Source organism: Brevibacillus panacihumi W25, assembly GCF_000503775.1.
Lineage (GTDB): Bacteria > Bacillota > Bacilli > Brevibacillales > Brevibacillaceae > Brevibacillus > Brevibacillus panacihumi_A.
The window spans coordinates 23,065-37,590 of sequence record NZ_KI629785.1; the positions used below are offsets into that span (position 1 = coordinate 23,065).

Consider the following 14,526-nt stretch of genomic DNA (forward strand, 5'->3'; position numbering starts at 1 on the left):
ATACTACTAAACGCTAAAATCAGAGCCGATTAGAAGTATGTTTGTGTCGCAAAATCATTTGGTAATATGTTTGTGTCGCTGATTGGTAGTATGTTTGCGTCGCCAGACAACACGCACACGTTTCATATCTGTTCATTACTTTTTCGTTTTGTAAGTTTACATAATATATATTATCGGACTCAACGAAAGCGGGCAATTCCAGCAGGGAGCATTACCCCCTGCAGCTAACGAATTACTGGTGTTTTGACACCCTGTATCCAATCCAGGATAAATGGAGCCTGGTGCGGATTTACATTGGACGGAATTTGCGTTTTTGTTAGAAACTCGAGCTGCACAGCTTCTTCATTTGTTTGAATCAATCCTTCATATGCGCTCACGTGAAAGATAATCTGGACGCTGAAGACCTTGTCGCCGTTTGCATATTGGGCAAATCCGTTTTTCCCGGAATAAATCCCGAATAACGCAAACTGCTGGATGCGGAGATTGGTTTCCTCAAAAACTTCACGTTTTACGGTCTCCTCGAAGGTTTCCCCGATTTCCATGATGCCACCTGGAATACCCCATATATCCGGATTTTCTTTTCGCTGCAACAAAATACGCCCTTCCTGATCTTCAATGATGGCGCCGCAGCCTACAGTAAGCAAGGTTTCATGGCCAATCAGCCGTCTCATGGTCGTAATATAGTCATTCATCTTGTCGAACCTCCATTGGTAATACTCTTGGTTTCGATATTGGGGGTAAAACTCCTTTGTGGCGACCTTCAAGATGCATACTATTACTTACATAGAAAATATTTTTAATAATTTTGAAATTTCTGTTTACAACATCCTATTTTTCATATATACTAAAATTAAGATAACTATACTCAAAATATCCCGGAGGTCGTTCCTATGGCAACCGTACAAGCAAAATCGAAAACAAACACGAATACCCTAACGATCAAAAAAAGACGAACCTACGAAGACACGCTCAATAACCTGGCTCACTACCTGGAAAATAATAAAAAGAAGTAAAACGAAAAGAGTGCCAAAAGGCGGCACTCTGCTTCGTCGTGTAACCGAGTAATTTTCAAAAACCTCCTCTATTCACTCCCCGTTGATGCCAGCCGCGGCTATTATTGCAGCGAAAGTCTCCAAGTCCAAGCAGCCTCTCCTGCCGTGTACAAGCCTGGTACCGCGCTTCTGTCGATCTCATCGGTTCGAATTCCGCCCTATCCCGTCGACCTTTTTTTGCAGTCTCCCATCACTTTTTTATCCTTCACGGCAAACATCGAGTCCGCTCACATTCGACATCATCTAATCTACACCACTCATGTATCGTTCACTTTTCCACGAATTGCAGTGCTTCCTTCCCCGCTCGGTCTGCGCGTTGGAACCCTTCCTGGCTCAGATAATATCACGCTAACCGCAAAGGTTCGTCATAAGTTCACAACATTCTTTTGTTACAGTAACAAGCATCCGGAAAATGTATGAGAAAAGGTTATCAGCATCGGCATCACTATTAGTAAGGGGTTAGGAGATGGTTCACTTTATGGCTTATAGACTAAGTCAGAAGAAAAAAAGTTTGCTAATCGCTATACACGTTATTGCCTTGGCAGCGTGGATTGGCGGAACATTGGGGATGCTGCTGCTGGGCATTTATTTGTATAGTGCGGAAAATGCAGCACAGCTTACCTATACACTTGCCAGCATGGAGATCATAGATGAAAACTTGCTTAAGTATCCAGCACTGATGACATTATTGACAGGCATCCTACTCTCCCTATGGACACAATGGGGACTTGTAAAGCATTACTGGGTCTTTGTGAAACTGGGACTTACCATGATTACGATTTTGATTGGAATTTTCTTTCTGAATAAGTGGACCGCCTCTTTGGCGGATTGGGTTGAGGATCTGGGATTTGCAAGCTTGCAGGATGGGGGATTTCATTCGACATGGTTGAATATGGTTACAACATCTAGTTTCAATTTATTTTGTCTATTGTTCATGGTATTCATCACTTATTACAAACCTTTCGGAAAGATCAAGAAAAGACGAGCCGCAAACACGTCAAATAAACTTGGGAGCTGACCTACTATGAAAATCATGGATACGATCCGATCGAACTTCGCATTCATTCTTGGACTAGGTGCACTAGCGCTTATTCGACCGATTATGAAAATAACCGGGGTCATGGACCTCATCGGCCAACAATTCGGGAGCATACTCATGACGCTCCTCATTTCCTTGGCATGGCTGATAATCGTCCTGGTAAGAAGAGTCCCCAATCCTATCGCTATCCTTGTTGGCGCGGGTTTAAGTTATGCGTTATTCGCCATTGTACTTAGCGGCATCTTATCTCCTATCCTCAACGGGGAATTACAAGGTCCTTTGACCAATCCGCTGGCTCTTATAAGCGTCTTTGCGACAAACGCGATATGGGGACTCATTACTGGCTCCATAGCTCAGTTTCTGCGTCGTAAAAGGTGATTACAAATTCATCTGACCGTTGGGATCTCATTCTCCTCCATGCTGCACCGGTTGCACTTACCCCATTTCATCCGCATTGGGTGAAATGGGGTAATTAGGTTTCTATTCAGGAGATCGGCAACTTCACCGTAAAGGTAGTCCCCTTCCCTCGCACGCTGCTCGCCTCTATACTCCCCTCATGCAAACGAACCAGCTCTTGCGAAATGGCTAGTCCAAGACCCATGCCGCCCTTATTGCGCGTACGAGCCTCATCTGTGCGATAAAAGCGGTTGAAAAGCAGCGGCAGTTGATCCGCGTCGATCCCTTCTCCGGTGTCGCTTACCTGTATCAGCAGCTTGCCTGTATCTGTCTCCCCCGCTCCAGTCTCGACTCTGACTTGAACCTTTCCGCCCACTGGGGTATAGCGCACAGCATTCACCAGCAGATTGAGAAAAACTTGCATCATCCGATTGGGATCTACCTCGACGAGTGGTATATTTGGTGCCGAAAGTAGAGTAACACGAATGAACTTATGCTCTGCATCCAATTTCACACGTTCGATACATCGCTCCAAAAGGTCCGGAATGGAGGTCCATTTTTTCTCCAGATGAAGCTTCTTTGCTTCGGCCAACGATAATTGATGCAGGTCATCGACTAGCTTCGTCAAGCGGATACATTCGTCTTGCAAAGACAACAATCTCTCGGGCTCAATCAAACGCCCTTCTTGCTGAAGCTGATCCAGTTTTCCCCGAATGATCGTCAGAGGCGTGCGCAATTCATGGGCGACGTCCGCTGTTAAATTTTTACGTACCTTCTCGGCTTGCGCCAACTGGGTAGACATCAGATTAAAGGCATTTGCCACCGTCGCGTATTCATCCTTCGTTACAACTGGCACTTGAACTCCCAATTCACCCTGACCCAATCGATCGATCCCGGTAATTAACGCGCGAAGTGGAGCCGTAAGACGTTTGGATAAGAGAAAGGCAACCCATAGGGACAGGATGACAAACAGGATCATCCCAACCAAAAGAACGAATATGCCCGAGCCTCTGATGCCGTAGTGCAGCTTCGCACTCTTGGCCACCTCAGCGTCGTAATAGACGAGAATAGCAATTGTATTGCCTTCCCACCTCAGCTTTTTGCGTATTCCTAACCCCAGCATCTGCTCGACGTCCACATATCCCGTCTTGATCAACGTACCCTCGGTGTCTTTCGCAAGAAGCGCATAGCCTACATCTTCCATTTGTTCCACGCCCGGGAGTTTGACGTCCAATTGCTCGACTCCAGACCACGATTCCCCATGCTGAACATAATAATCCAAAAACATTTGGCTTAGTGCATTGATTTGAGGACTTCGATCATCATCCAATACCCCTTTGAGAATACCTGCTATCACGAACTGCGTCATCAGCCCATAGACAATGCCCATACCGACGATAAAGGAGGCAATGGTAAAAAATAGCTTGCGCCTCACACTCATGTTCGGTCACCGAAGCGATAACCAAAGCCGTAAACGGTTTGGATATAGACCGGATTGGCCGGATCGTCCTCGATCTTTTTGCGCACGCGACTGATATGCGCATCGACTGTTCGTTCATCGTTCAAATAATCATCCTCGAGTGCGGCCTGTAACAGCTGCAGTCGACTGTATACTATGCCCGGCTTGGCAGCGAGTGTCAACAACAATCGATATTCTGTCGGAGTCAATGTAATTTCTTCTCCTCGTTTCCACACGCGAAGCTGAGCTTCCGAGATGGTGAGCTCTCCGCGGATCATCTCGACAGAGGCTTCGCCATGTCCTTCGAGTCTACGCAGGACAGAACGAATACGTGCCACCAATTCCCGTAACGAAAACGGCTTGGTGAGATAATCGTCGGCCCCCAGCTCAAGACCGATGATTTTATCGGTTTCGTCCGTGCGTGCTGTCACCATAATAATCCCCATATTGCCTGTTTTGCGAAGTTCGCGGCACACGTCAATGCCGCTCATTTCCGGAAGCATCCAGTCCAGTACCACAAGAGACGGCCTTTGTTCCTTTGCTTTTTGCAGCGCTTCCCTCCCGTTAGCCGCAGTAATGATTTGAAACCCTTCCTGACGCAAGAAGGGCTCCATAAACTCCAGCACCTTCTCTTCGTCATCCACTAACAGCAAAGTATGTGGCATGGTATACTTCCTCCTCTTCCTAGCTCCTCTATGAATCCACATTATACGTAAAAGAATCTTCGCAGGAAATGACCTTTTTCACATTTCATGGAAACCGTATATCTTCGTCATAAGTTCACAACATTTTGCTGTTAGTATCAGCTCAAGAACGAGGTTTCTCCCATGATTGCTGCCGGTAGCCGGCGCATGGTTTGCTTACCGGTTGGCTCGTTGAAAATCTTAAATCTATAAAAGGTGTGATGAGATTCATGGAGACCGAAACACTCAGTAGTTTTACCCGCGTATCAAGAATTGTTTTTCTTCTTTTGTCCTTTGTTTTGGCCATCTGTATCCTTTTGCAAACGTTTTTGGCAGGTGCGGCCATCTTTACAGATCCGTCCATTTGGCGTTACCATGTCAACTTTGTGCATTTCTTCGAATTCGTTCCCCTCTTCATGCTGATTTTTGCTTTTTGCGGAAAGCTGCCAAAAGGATTCAAATGGATCAGTGGTGCATTATTGCTGCTCCTTTTCGCACAATACGCAACCGCACATATTCCATCAATCTCTGCCATACACCCCGTTGTCGCGCTCGTTTATTTTTGTCTTAGCATGCTTGTCGTTCAACAATCATGGAGGTTCTGGAAATCTTCTCGCTAATCGGACTGGCTTCTGGTGGCGCTTGGAAAAGCAACGACCCGTAGGATTTTTCCTGCGGGTCGGCTAGATGATCATTTGATCCTATGCTATTGGTTTAAAGCAGCTTCCAAGGCCACCTCGATCATTTCATGAAATGTTGTTTGACGCTCATCAGCGGAGGTCTCTTCCCCAGTCAGGATATGATCGCTTACCGTGAGGACGGAGAGCGCATTGCGCTTGTATTTTGCAGCCAAGGTGTACAACGCTGAAGATTCCATCTCGACCGCCAGCACTTGATAGCTAGCCAGCTTTTTGTACAGGTCCAGGCTTTCGCGATAAAAGCTGTCGCTTGTGAAGATATTCCCGACCTTCACAGGGAGGTTGCGGGAAGTGGCCGCCATGTAGGCTTTGTGCAGAAGATCAAAATTGGCCGTGGGGGCGAAGTCAATTTGGTTGAACAACAGGCGATTGGTTTGCGAATCAGTGGATGCGCTCATCGCGAGGATGACATCTCGGACCTTGATGTCCTCTTGAATCGCACCGCATGTACCGACTCGGATGAGATTTTGCACATCGTAGGATTGCATCAGTTCGTTGATGTAGATTGAAATAGAAGGAACACCCATCCCGGTTCCTTGCACGGAGACGCGTTGGCCCTTGTAAGTTCCGGTAAAGCCGAGCATGCCACGCACGTTATTGTAGCAGGTCGCTCCCTCGAAAAAGGTTTCGGCTATGTATTTGGCACGCAATGGATCTCCTGGCAACAGGATTGTTTCTGCGATTTCTCCTGGCTTTGCTCCGATATGTACACTCATGTGGATCTGCCCCTTTTCTATTGGAAAAAATAAGTCATACTAACATGGTACTACAAAATACGGGTCAAGGAAAATGAAACTGGTAATCAATTGCCAGGCTGTATCACAGAAAAACCGTTGCCTCAAAAGGAGACAACGGGCGAAAGTTTACCGTTCTTTTGTTCCTTCTTCGATTGAGGCGACATAGCGTACAGCCTCCAGATGATCGCCTAGCAAAAGCTTTTGTTGCTGCAATGACCCCAACCGTTTCTTTCTTCCACTGTGCCCTTTTTTCTTCAGTAATTGGTCGGTGGACTGCAGTAGACCGGTCGACTCGACCCGCAGTCGGTTCTTAACAGCGATGGCATGCGCCAATGGGGGAATGAGCAGATGACGGACACCGATGCGTTCTGCTGCTGTTCGAGTGATCGCAAAGGGCAGATCAATCATAGAGGTCGTCAATTTCGACTGATCGAGTAACAAATTCAAATAGCTTCTTGCTGCTCTTGCAAGATCGGGTGGATGCTGATTCTCCCGCAAGGCCACATCCAGACCGTGATAGCAGGCCGATACAAAGCGCTGAAGCTCCTCGGCTGGGATCACGGTCCCACCATCCAGGAACAGCCAGACATCCCCTCTCGCCTCCCTGGCACCAATAGAACGCCAGACATCCCGCCCGAGGAAAAAAGGATAGACAAACGCCGTGGTCACCTCAGATTCACGGGACAAAATGCTGTCGATCGTCGAAGGGTTGCTGCCATGGACGATCAGAAGGATTTCTTTCGGGTACAAACGCTCGATTTGCTCCAATTGCTGCTTAATCGTTCTTTCGTCCTGACACACCTCGACGATGACGCTTAGCCGTTCCAGATTGTCGAGAACGTGAGGCTTTTGCTGCTTTTTAGCCCCTTTTTTTGGGGGACGAGTCTGCTTTTTTTGATTTGTGTGTTTCACCCCACTCCCCCTCTCGCATGCTTTCCCAATCCGAAGAACGATAGACGGAGCGAAAATGAAGATGGCCGGGTACCTGAAGCAATGGGCGAAAGCGTCCTCCGTCCCATAAACCGCCCCTGTCCCCATGCACCTCCATCCAGGTATTCAAAGCCGAGGTGTGATCCGTTAAAAATCGCTTAGAAGCGACCTTCATTCCTGGTCGGCATTGGCCGCGCAAAACAGAGACTTTCATCTTTTGAAGGAACGCTTTTATCTGAACCACTGGCGGAGATGAACTGGCAAATTCTAAGGTTTCCATAGCATACCGACTCAGTGCAAATGGGGCATCGTACAGAGAAGCCGAACCCAGCTCACCTCTCCCCGCGACATGATTAAGCAAAGATTGGGTCATTTTTCGCGATGAAGTTCTCGTTGGCAAGCGAGAGTCACGGCAAGCTGTCATAACGACATCTCCGCCTCGCCTGATTACCTCTACATAAGCATCGAGTTGCGTGGGTAAAAGCAATGGACGGTCATCGAGAAACAGAAGAACCTCCCCGGCAGCTTCCCTACTGCCGATCCTGCGGCATTCTTCTACGGAAAAGCTCTCGTCGACTGAAATCACGTTCCCCCCAGCCTTCTCTATTTTTGCACGTACGTCGGGAGAAAGCAGTGAATCTGGGCAGATCATCAGCACTTCGGTTGAGAAGGCGAGCTGCCTCGCTGCCCGAATGAGTGCGAACAGCCTACGATGCACGGCGAACACGGGAAGGATGACGGACACATCTGGACCGTTCTGGTTTCCTGCGATCATCCGCATTCCTCCTCGCATACTCTACTCAGGCTTACTTATTTGTACAGTACGCAAGATTGGGTGAAAGGGACACGGCACATGTCTTTCACCTGAGTCCGGGTGGAAAAAGAAAAAAGTACAAAGCGACGGCCAACACCATCGGTTTGTACTTTTTTCGTTACTCATATACTTTGCGATGCAAGTCGCGATTGCGCATACGACGTTTTCGTTTCCTTCTGACAATCGTAAAACTGATTAAAAACAGGTTAAAGCCTAACCAGACGAACAATAACGCATAATACCAGCCGATCGACGGTGTCGTCTGCTCATCTGGATTTTCGGCTCCTGCAGCCTGCACCTGTCTTCCTTTTTTCGCAGCAGGTGGGTCAAGGCGGTGGAGCGGATACGATACAGTCAAGGGACCAGCTGCTATCTCCAGAACGTCATCAGCAGAGACATGTTCGTGCGCCTCTTCCCCGACAGGTACTGTAGCAAATACATCCTCCATGGGAGAATAGCGCACGCGGGCTTCTCCGTTTTCCGTCTGCTCTGTTACCGTATAGATTTTGCCTGACTTCGCGATTTGTCTGGTCTCGAAATGTTCAAAGCCATAATCCAGCATCTTCGTGATGTCTTTGTACGCAAGGTTGCTGGTTGACGTTTTCATCGTGACGGCGATGAATTCGGTATCGCCCCGCTTTGCAGAACCTACCAGGGTATGCATCGCTTGATCCGTAAACCCATTTTTAATCCCTGTAGCGCCCTCATAATCGCGAATCAGCTTGTTGTGATTGATCAGCTCAGATTTCCACTCCGCTCCATCCCATGGCAAGCGATTGGTTCCGACGATTTTGCGAAAGGTCGGATTCTTCATCGCGTAGGCCGCTATCTTGGACATATCCGATGCGGTAGTATAATGTTCGGGATTGTGCAGTCCGTGCGCATTCGTAAAATGCGTTTCGCTGACTCCGACGGTCTCTTGTAAAAAATGGTTGAGCTCCTCGGCAAAAGCCTCCGTACTACCGCTCATATGCTCGGCAATCGCTGTCGCCGCATCGTTGCCGGAATGCATCAAAAGTCCGTATTCCAGCTTCTCCATCTTCACTTGTTCGCCTTCGCCCAGATAGACGCGAGTCCCTTCTTCGTATCTGGCGTTTTTGGATACCGTGACGATGTCTTCCGGGTTCCCTTTTTCGATCGCATAGATCCCGGTAGCAATTTTGGTGATGCTCGCTGGGTACAGCTTGGCATGCGGGTTTTTCTCATACAGGACTTGTCCTGTCTTGGCGTCAATTAAAATAGCGGATTCCCCGTTCAATGCCAAGGAAGCGGTGTCGAGATCCCCTTCTGCAAATGCTGCAGGAAGAGGTTGGCTCCATAAAAGGATGACCACTACAAAAAGGTTCGTCAGTAGAAATCGCATGATTGTTTATATCCTTTCCTTACGTGTCACTTTTTATCGTTTCTCACCTGCTATTTTGTTTTTGTTTGTACCTTTTACCCCAGGCGTTTGCCCAACAGATCATAAATCATTTTAAACTTTGGATTATCCTGGAATGCTTCTTCGAAACCATGCACATGCTCTTTGTACAAAGCGGCTGCCGCATCATAATCCTGTTTCACGTACAACGAGAAAATCTCTTCTAATTGTTCCTCCAAACTCAGGTCCACCGGCGGCGGGGTTAATATTTCCTGACGCAGGCTGTTCATGAGGACGTCGAGCTGATGCGTGATCACGGATGCCTCATTCAATTGCTGGAGTACATCCTTCGGGATATTCCCGGCGTACTTATAGCGAAGCTCATGCTCGTTCGTCGCCCAAAAGTTCATTCCGAGTGTACGGATTTGGATTTCACAAAACAAGGTGATTTTCTCACTGCCATGATACACCGTATACGATACGATCATATGGATGCTTCGATAGCCGGATGGCTTCGGCGTGGCGATATAGTCCTTGATGTCGTGGACGACGATATCTTCCCTCTCCTGCAAAAGCTGCTGTACTTCACGCACGTCATCCACATAACGGCAGACAACTCGCAGACCGGCGATATCGTTCACTTCCTGAGCCACCTTTTGCGGCCACTGTTCATCCGAGAAGTCGATTCCTTTTTCCTTTGCTTTATTGAGCAGGCTCTCCACTTTTTTGACTCTCCCGACTACAAATTCGATAGGAGAGTATCGGCCGCTCTTTTGAAAACCATACTTGATTCCTTTCAGCTTTAACTTCAGCTCATCGACGGCTTGTTCGTACGGTGCCAAAAAATGAACTAAATTGTTCAGTACCTTGCTCGGCACATGTGTTCCTTTCATGAAAAAAGCACCTCCTGCTTACTTCCAGAGGAAGGGCGAAGCTTCAAAAAACGGCTGCGGATTGACGTAGGTATTACCGATCAGCATACCGTAATGCAAATGGGGTCCTGTCGAAAAACCTGTCGTCCCCATCAGACCGATCACCTGTCCCTGCTTCACTTCTTGTCCTACTTCCGCTTGCAGCTTGGACATGTGGGCATAAATGGAGAACACATTCAGCCCATGATCAATGATAATGGTGTTTCCTGTCAAGTAAATCGATTCTGACAGCACAACCTTGCCGTCATTGCTCGCCATGATCGGCGTTCCTTCTTTATTGGCAATATCAATCGCGGCGTGTCGATTGGCAGGTACGCCATTCACCACCCGCTGGTAGCCGAACGGAGTCGTCAAACGACCTGTCGTCGGTTGAATGAACGGCTTGGTAAAGTAAGGAACGGGAGAAGATTGGGACCTAGCCGCTTCTATTTTCTTCTGGTCGGCGTTGATTCGATTGGTGTCTTGGCGCATGCTGTTCATTTGTTTGCTCACGGTTATCGAATCGATAGCAAATGTTTTTGCCTTTATCTCAAGTGGTGCCGAATACCGCTTATCCGCTGCTTCCACCATATAGGAACCCGGCTTTGCGTTGAACGGAATCGGAATAAACCGGACATACTCTCCTTGGGAGGGTTTTAAGTGATACGTCTGAGAAAAGAGCGTGACCGACTTCGATTGCTTGCTTCTCACCAGGATGACATCCCCAGGATAGGTGACAGCGGGGCTCACTGCGATGGAAACCTGCTGTTGCTGCCAGTGTGTAGCCGTTTCCTCAATGACATGCTGGGCCACAGAGCCTGTCCCATTGCTAACGGTCATCGTGGCAAACAACAGAAAATTGAGCATAGACTGTAACATACGCGCTCCCTCCCATTTTCCAGTATATCAAAAGTGAAGGGAATTGAAAAAGAAAAAGAAGGCTGCACTGCTAGCCTTCTCCATGCCCTTACAGTTTTTTCGTGTAGTCGGCCATCATGTCCATGATCGATTGAACCCCGCTCAATACCTCGCTTGCACGCTTTGTCTTTTGAGAAATCGTGCCGAAATCCAAACGCCCCTTTTTCCGGTCTGACCAGCGCTTAAACAGCTCATCTGCTGCCGCAGGATTGCTTCGCACAGACTGAACGCGGGAAGCATCTTCCGAAAGCCAGGCTTCAAACTCCGGATGCTCGCGCAACAGGCGCTTCACTTCTTTTCGTTTCATCCGGGGACTCTCACTCCTTTCAAAGGTGCAAAGAATGGTTTCCTGTTCGTTACACCATATGACTAGTCCGCGGATGTGCTTGTGTGTTTGCACCGTACTTATTGAAAAAGGCGTATGGTTGGGCTGTCCGTTCATAGGAAAAGGGGCCCCCGTTGAGGCCCCTTCGCGCATCCACGTATTCAGTTTTGCACCTGTTGAAAACCGTGGTGCTGCTAATTCTTTGTCCGCTTTTAGCGGGCCAGTTGTTGTTCTGCGAAGCTCACCAGACGCTTAGTAATTTCTCCACCAACCGAACCGTTTTGACGAGAAGTAGTGTCTGGTCCCAGATTTACACCAAACTCTGCTGCGATCTCATACTTGAGTTGGTCCAGAGCTTGGTTCGCTTGAGGAACTAACAGGTTGTTGCTGTTACCGCTGTTGTTGTTCGCCATGATTGATTCCTCCCTAAGCGTTTTTTCTCCTGTGACGTTACCCTTCAGCCTAGGCTTTTTGTGTGAGGGTCAGGAGATTTTTTTGTACAAGAGATGAGTTGTCCTCACCTCTTGTGGTACTATCATTCCTCCGTCGCTGCCAAGCATACGTGTTTTCCAATAGCAATTTCTGTAAAAGCGCATTGACCCTCGCATTGACCCTATTGTGCTATAATGTTTGGGACAAGTTCGTACGAGAGGAGTCACGTTTGTGAATCAATCCAAAATCCTGCTCATCGACGGCATGAGCTTTTTGTTCCGCGCGTTTTACGCTTCCGCATGGTCAGGCGGGTATCGCCAAACTTCAGATGGCATCTACACGAATGCCGTGTATGGCTTTACCAAAATGATGCTCGATTATGCCGACCTCGTGCGGCCCACACATCTGGTAGTCGGCTGGGATGTCGCTTCCCGTGAATCACTTGTGCGCAGTCAATGGTATGACGGGTACAAATCAAATCGACAAGCGCCCCCTGAGGAATTGGTTCCTCAATTTGATCTGGTCAAAGAAGTGACCGAAGCTTTTGCTGTTCCCAATCTCGGCTGCCCTGGCTTTGAAGGCGACGATATTCTCGGGACGTTAAGCGAGCAGCTGTCTTCGGAAGGGCATCAGATTGTCATCGCAACCGGCGATTACGACAGCCTGCAGCTCGTCTCGGAACAGGTAAGTGTAAAAATACTGAAAAACGGCGGCAAGCATGAACATTACACGCCGCAAAGCCTCTTGGCTGTCCGTGGAATCGTGCCGGAGCAGGTAGTTGATGTAAAAGCTCTGATGGGCGACACTTCGGATTGTATTCCAGGCTGTCCTGGCATTGGTGAGAAGACGGCGACCAAATTGATTACGGAGCATGGCAACTTGGACAGCCTCTATGGCAACCTCACTGCTTGCACTCCGAAAATGCGAAGCAAGCTGGAAGAGCATCGCGACCAGGTGTACCTCAGCCAAAAACTGGCGACGATCATTCGCGATGTACCGATCGAGTATACCTTGGAAGCAGCCAGATGGGAGTACGACTCTGCTGTGGTTAAAGAGAAGTTTGAACAACTGGAGTTTGGCCGCTCCCTCGTCACCCGGGTCGGCTAACAGCGAACCCCCTGGCATAGCGCCATCTCTGGCTACGCTAGGGGGTTTTTGATACATAAAATTTAGTTTTCTTCTTTGTCTTCAATCCCGTAAGATGCGTTCCTGTCCAACAGTTCACGTATGTTCCCTAAATAAGGCATAAGTGCCTCGGCTTCCAAAAGGGGCTTCCATTCGATTCTTTGTATTTCTGCGTCTGTTGTTCCCAATGCGCCCCCTAAAATCTCCCCGCGAAACGTGATGAATGTGGCGTGTTCCTCGCCAATCACCTTCTCTCTTATGTGAATGACTGGGCCGATCTCGACATCCAGCCCTGTCTCTTCCTTTACCTCACGCACGGCCGCATCAATTAACATCTCTCCGTGTTCACGTTTCCCACCAGGAAGACTCCAGAATCTCTCATTCTGAACAGTGAGTATTTTTTCCGTAGTCTGATCGTACAGAAGCACATATACCACATCCACATGAGTCACGATCATTTTCCCAGCTCCTCTCCCTCCCTTTTATTTCCATACATCCGAAACATGACCAGACCAAAAAGCAAGCCCGCAAATGACAGAGAGGCCATTGTCAGAAACAGCACCTGACCGCCAAAGGATTTATAGATCACGCCGCCTACATAAGACGCCAAAATCCCGGAAACACCGAAAAACAAGAGCGCCAGCACCGTTTGACCCGTTGCCCGCCACTCTGCAGGTACGATCCGATACAAGTATTGAATCGCCGCTGAGTAGAAGACGGGAAAGGTTACGATTTGCAGAATTTGCAAATACGCCAGCAGATGCGGATCCGTAAGAAAGGCGGAAATCAAAAATCGGAGGAAGAAAAACACAGCTGCAAACGTGATATAGAACATTTCCTTCCCCTTGCGCTGCCACCAGAAGCTGACAGCAAAAACCAGAATCTCGCTTCCTGCCGCCAAAAACCAGGCCTGTCCAACCAATTCGGGACTTCCGCCCAGCTCCCGGATGTAGACGCCGAGGAACGTATCATTCATCCTTGTCGGGACCGAACAAAGAAAGACCAGCAAGAGGAACAGAAGGGTCTCCTTATGGCCCAAAAACTGTTTGAGGCTGCTCCAGGTTACGGGCTTCCCGGTAACGGGGGCATCCGGCATCAGCCAGATGATCACAAAACCGAGGATCCCGATCCCCGCAAAGAGCAAGGCGAGGCTGTTGGCCCCAAAATAGGACATGACGTATCCCGTTATTAACGAAAAGAACGCATATCCCGAAGCGCCGAAGGTACGAATCGAGCCATAGCTCACGCCTGATGTCTCCGAAATGGTGAAATTGAGACTCTCCGTCAACGGGTCGATCGGCATGAGGAAGAAATAGAGCAGCATCGCGAAGACGACAAGCTGCAAATAGCTGCTGGAGTCATAAAGCAAAAAACCGAATGCACTGGAAAAAAGCAGCAATAAGAGCATCACCTTGCGGATGGTTTTGGTTTTGTCGCTAATCATGCCCCATAAAGGCTGGGTGAACAGCGTGACAAAACCGCCTGTCCCAATAATAAAGCCGATCTGGGCAGGGTTTAAGCCCTGATCATCCAAATAGACAGGAAGAAAGGCGACAAACATCGCCAGCAAGGAGAAGTATAAAAAGTTAAAGATGCGTAAAAGTCCTGGCGCTCGCAAAATAACTGATCCCTCTCGTCTATTTTATA

Annotated in this window: 18 protein-coding genes; 5 read left to right on the top strand and 13 right to left on the bottom strand. The window is 48.4% G+C overall.

Going from position 1 to position 14,526, the window contains the following annotated elements; translation table 11 throughout:
• Positions 1–224: 224 nt before the first annotated feature.
• Positions 225–692: an NUDIX hydrolase gene (locus tag T458_RS40935; protein WP_023556851.1), complete on the bottom strand. Its 468-nt coding sequence runs from the start codon at positions 690–692 to the stop codon at positions 225–227.
• Between the two features lie 198 nt (positions 693–890).
• Between T458_RS40935 and T458_RS57790 the strand changes: the two genes are divergently transcribed.
• The 3 genes from T458_RS57790 to T458_RS40945 all read left to right on the top strand — a co-directional run bounded on the left by T458_RS57790 (position 891) and on the right by T458_RS40945 (position 2,469).
• Positions 891–1,013 carry a hypothetical protein gene (locus T458_RS57790; RefSeq protein ID WP_023556852.1) on the top strand — a complete coding sequence of 41 codons (123 nt, stop codon included), beginning with the start codon at positions 891–893 and terminating at the stop codon, positions 1,011–1,013.
• 517 nt (positions 1,014–1,530) lie between these two features.
• Entirely contained in the window at positions 1,531–2,070 is a 540-nt protein-coding gene (locus T458_RS40940; RefSeq protein WP_023556853.1) for a hypothetical protein, read from the top strand.
• Positions 2,071–2,076: 6 nt separating this feature from the next.
• Entirely contained in the window at positions 2,077–2,469 is a 393-nt protein-coding gene (locus T458_RS40945) for a hypothetical protein (RefSeq protein WP_023556854.1), read from the top strand.
• A gap of 106 nt (positions 2,470–2,575) precedes the next feature.
• On the opposite strand, the gene T458_RS40950 is transcribed toward T458_RS40945, so the two are convergent.
• Together T458_RS40950 and T458_RS40955 are read right to left on the bottom strand one after the other, a co-directional pair.
• On the bottom strand, positions 2,576–3,928 hold the full coding sequence (locus T458_RS40950; protein ID WP_023556855.1) for a sensor histidine kinase: 1,353 nt from the start codon (positions 3,926–3,928) through the stop codon (positions 2,576–2,578).
• Positions 3,925–4,611 carry a response regulator transcription factor gene (locus T458_RS40955; RefSeq protein WP_023556856.1) on the bottom strand — a complete coding sequence of 229 codons (687 nt, stop codon included), beginning with the start codon at positions 4,609–4,611 and terminating at the stop codon, positions 3,925–3,927. Before T458_RS40955 ends, T458_RS40950 begins: the two co-directional genes overlap by 4 nt.
• Positions 4,612–4,859: 248 nt before the next feature.
• Between T458_RS40955 and T458_RS40960 the strand changes: the two genes are divergently transcribed.
• Complete coding sequence (locus T458_RS40960) at positions 4,860–5,249, top strand: DUF6220 domain-containing protein (RefSeq protein WP_023556857.1); 390 nt, start codon at positions 4,860–4,862, stop codon at positions 5,247–5,249.
• A gap of 86 nt (positions 5,250–5,335) precedes the next feature.
• On the opposite strand, the gene deoD is transcribed toward T458_RS40960, so the two are convergent.
• The 8 genes from deoD to T458_RS41000 all read right to left on the bottom strand — a co-directional run bounded on the left by deoD (position 5,336) and on the right by T458_RS41000 (position 11,735).
• Complete coding sequence (gene deoD, locus T458_RS40965; protein WP_023556858.1) at positions 5,336–6,043, bottom strand: purine-nucleoside phosphorylase; 708 nt, start codon at positions 6,041–6,043, stop codon at positions 5,336–5,338.
• 147 nt (positions 6,044–6,190) lie between these two features.
• The gene (locus T458_RS40970; protein ID WP_023556859.1) at positions 6,191–6,976 is read right to left on the bottom strand and encodes a glycosyltransferase family A protein; all 786 of its coding nucleotides are present in this window, start codon (positions 6,974–6,976) and stop codon (positions 6,191–6,193) included.
• A complete protein-coding gene (locus T458_RS40975; protein WP_023556860.1) occupies positions 6,924–7,769 on the bottom strand; it encodes a DUF4350 domain-containing protein in 846 nt (281 codons plus the stop codon). Before T458_RS40975 ends, T458_RS40970 begins: the two co-directional genes overlap by 53 nt.
• A gap of 157 nt (positions 7,770–7,926) precedes the next feature.
• Positions 7,927–9,171 (bottom strand): D-alanyl-D-alanine carboxypeptidase family protein, encoded by a 1,245-nt coding sequence (locus T458_RS40980; protein ID WP_023556861.1) that lies wholly within the window; start codon positions 9,169–9,171, stop codon positions 7,927–7,929.
• A 74-nt stretch (positions 9,172–9,245) separates the two neighbouring features.
• Positions 9,246–10,061 carry a GTP pyrophosphokinase gene (locus T458_RS40985; RefSeq protein WP_023556862.1) on the bottom strand — a complete coding sequence of 272 codons (816 nt, stop codon included), beginning with the start codon at positions 10,059–10,061 and terminating at the stop codon, positions 9,246–9,248.
• Positions 10,062–10,079: 18 nt separating this feature from the next.
• Entirely contained in the window at positions 10,080–10,958 is an 879-nt protein-coding gene (locus T458_RS40990) for a M23 family metallopeptidase (RefSeq protein WP_023556863.1), read from the bottom strand.
• Between the two features lie 88 nt (positions 10,959–11,046).
• On the bottom strand, positions 11,047–11,304 hold the full coding sequence (locus tag T458_RS40995) for a hypothetical protein (RefSeq protein ID WP_023556864.1): 258 nt from the start codon (positions 11,302–11,304) through the stop codon (positions 11,047–11,049).
• Between the two features lie 230 nt (positions 11,305–11,534).
• Positions 11,535–11,735, bottom strand: a complete 201-nt coding sequence (locus tag T458_RS41000; RefSeq protein ID WP_023556865.1) for an alpha/beta-type small acid-soluble spore protein — start codon at positions 11,733–11,735, stop codon at positions 11,535–11,537.
• A 250-nt stretch (positions 11,736–11,985) separates the two neighbouring features.
• On the opposite strand from T458_RS41000, the gene T458_RS41005 reads away from it, so the two are divergent.
• Positions 11,986–12,861: a 5'-3' exonuclease gene (locus tag T458_RS41005; RefSeq protein ID WP_023556866.1), complete on the top strand. Its 876-nt coding sequence runs from the start codon at positions 11,986–11,988 to the stop codon at positions 12,859–12,861.
• Between the two features lie 62 nt (positions 12,862–12,923).
• Here the strand turns inward: T458_RS41005 and T458_RS41010 are convergent, their stop codons facing one another.
• A complete protein-coding gene (locus T458_RS41010; RefSeq protein ID WP_023556867.1) occupies positions 12,924–13,337 on the bottom strand; it encodes an NUDIX domain-containing protein in 414 nt (137 codons plus the stop codon).
• Complete coding sequence (locus T458_RS41015; RefSeq protein WP_023556868.1) at positions 13,334–14,497, bottom strand: MFS transporter; 1,164 nt, start codon at positions 14,495–14,497, stop codon at positions 13,334–13,336. The genes T458_RS41010 and T458_RS41015 overlap by 4 nt, the downstream gene beginning before the upstream one ends.
• Positions 14,498–14,526: the final 29 nt, after the last annotated feature.

Bases quoted from the DNA above. Each gene is read 5' to 3' on its own strand.
- T458_RS40975 (WP_023556860.1), bottom strand. From the start codon at position 7,769: ATGATCGCAGGAAACCAGAACGGTCCAGATGTGTCCGTCATCCTTCCC.
- T458_RS40935 (WP_023556851.1), bottom strand. From the start codon at position 692: ATGAATGACTATATTACGACCATGAGACGGCTGATTGGCCATGAAACC.
- deoD (WP_023556858.1), bottom strand. From the start codon at position 6,043: ATGAGTGTACATATCGGAGCAAAGCCAGGAGAAATCGCAGAAACAATC.
- T458_RS40980 (WP_023556861.1), bottom strand. From the start codon at position 9,171: ATGCGATTTCTACTGACGAACCTTTTTGTAGTGGTCATCCTTTTATGG.
- T458_RS40990 (WP_023556863.1), bottom strand. From the start codon at position 10,958: ATGTTACAGTCTATGCTCAATTTTCTGTTGTTTGCCACGATGACCGTT.
- T458_RS40995 (WP_023556864.1), bottom strand. From the start codon at position 11,304: ATGAAACGAAAAGAAGTGAAGCGCCTGTTGCGCGAGCATCCGGAGTTT.
- T458_RS41010 (WP_023556867.1), bottom strand. From the start codon at position 13,337: ATGATCGTGACTCATGTGGATGTGGTATATGTGCTTCTGTACGATCAG.
- T458_RS57790 (WP_023556852.1), top strand. From the start codon at position 891: ATGGCAACCGTACAAGCAAAATCGAAAACAAACACGAATACCCTAACG.
- T458_RS40945 (WP_023556854.1), top strand. From the start codon at position 2,077: ATGAAAATCATGGATACGATCCGATCGAACTTCGCATTCATTCTTGGA.
- T458_RS41000 (WP_023556865.1), bottom strand. From the start codon at position 11,735: ATGGCGAACAACAACAGCGGTAACAGCAACAACCTGTTAGTTCCTCAA.
- T458_RS40955 (WP_023556856.1), bottom strand. From the start codon at position 4,611: ATGCCACATACTTTGCTGTTAGTGGATGACGAAGAGAAGGTGCTGGAG.
- T458_RS40985 (WP_023556862.1), bottom strand. From the start codon at position 10,061: ATGAAAGGAACACATGTGCCGAGCAAGGTACTGAACAATTTAGTTCAT.
- T458_RS40960 (WP_023556857.1), top strand. From the start codon at position 4,860: ATGGAGACCGAAACACTCAGTAGTTTTACCCGCGTATCAAGAATTGTT.
- T458_RS40950 (WP_023556855.1), bottom strand. From the start codon at position 3,928: ATGAGTGTGAGGCGCAAGCTATTTTTTACCATTGCCTCCTTTATCGTC.
- T458_RS40940 (WP_023556853.1), top strand. From the start codon at position 1,531: ATGGCTTATAGACTAAGTCAGAAGAAAAAAAGTTTGCTAATCGCTATA.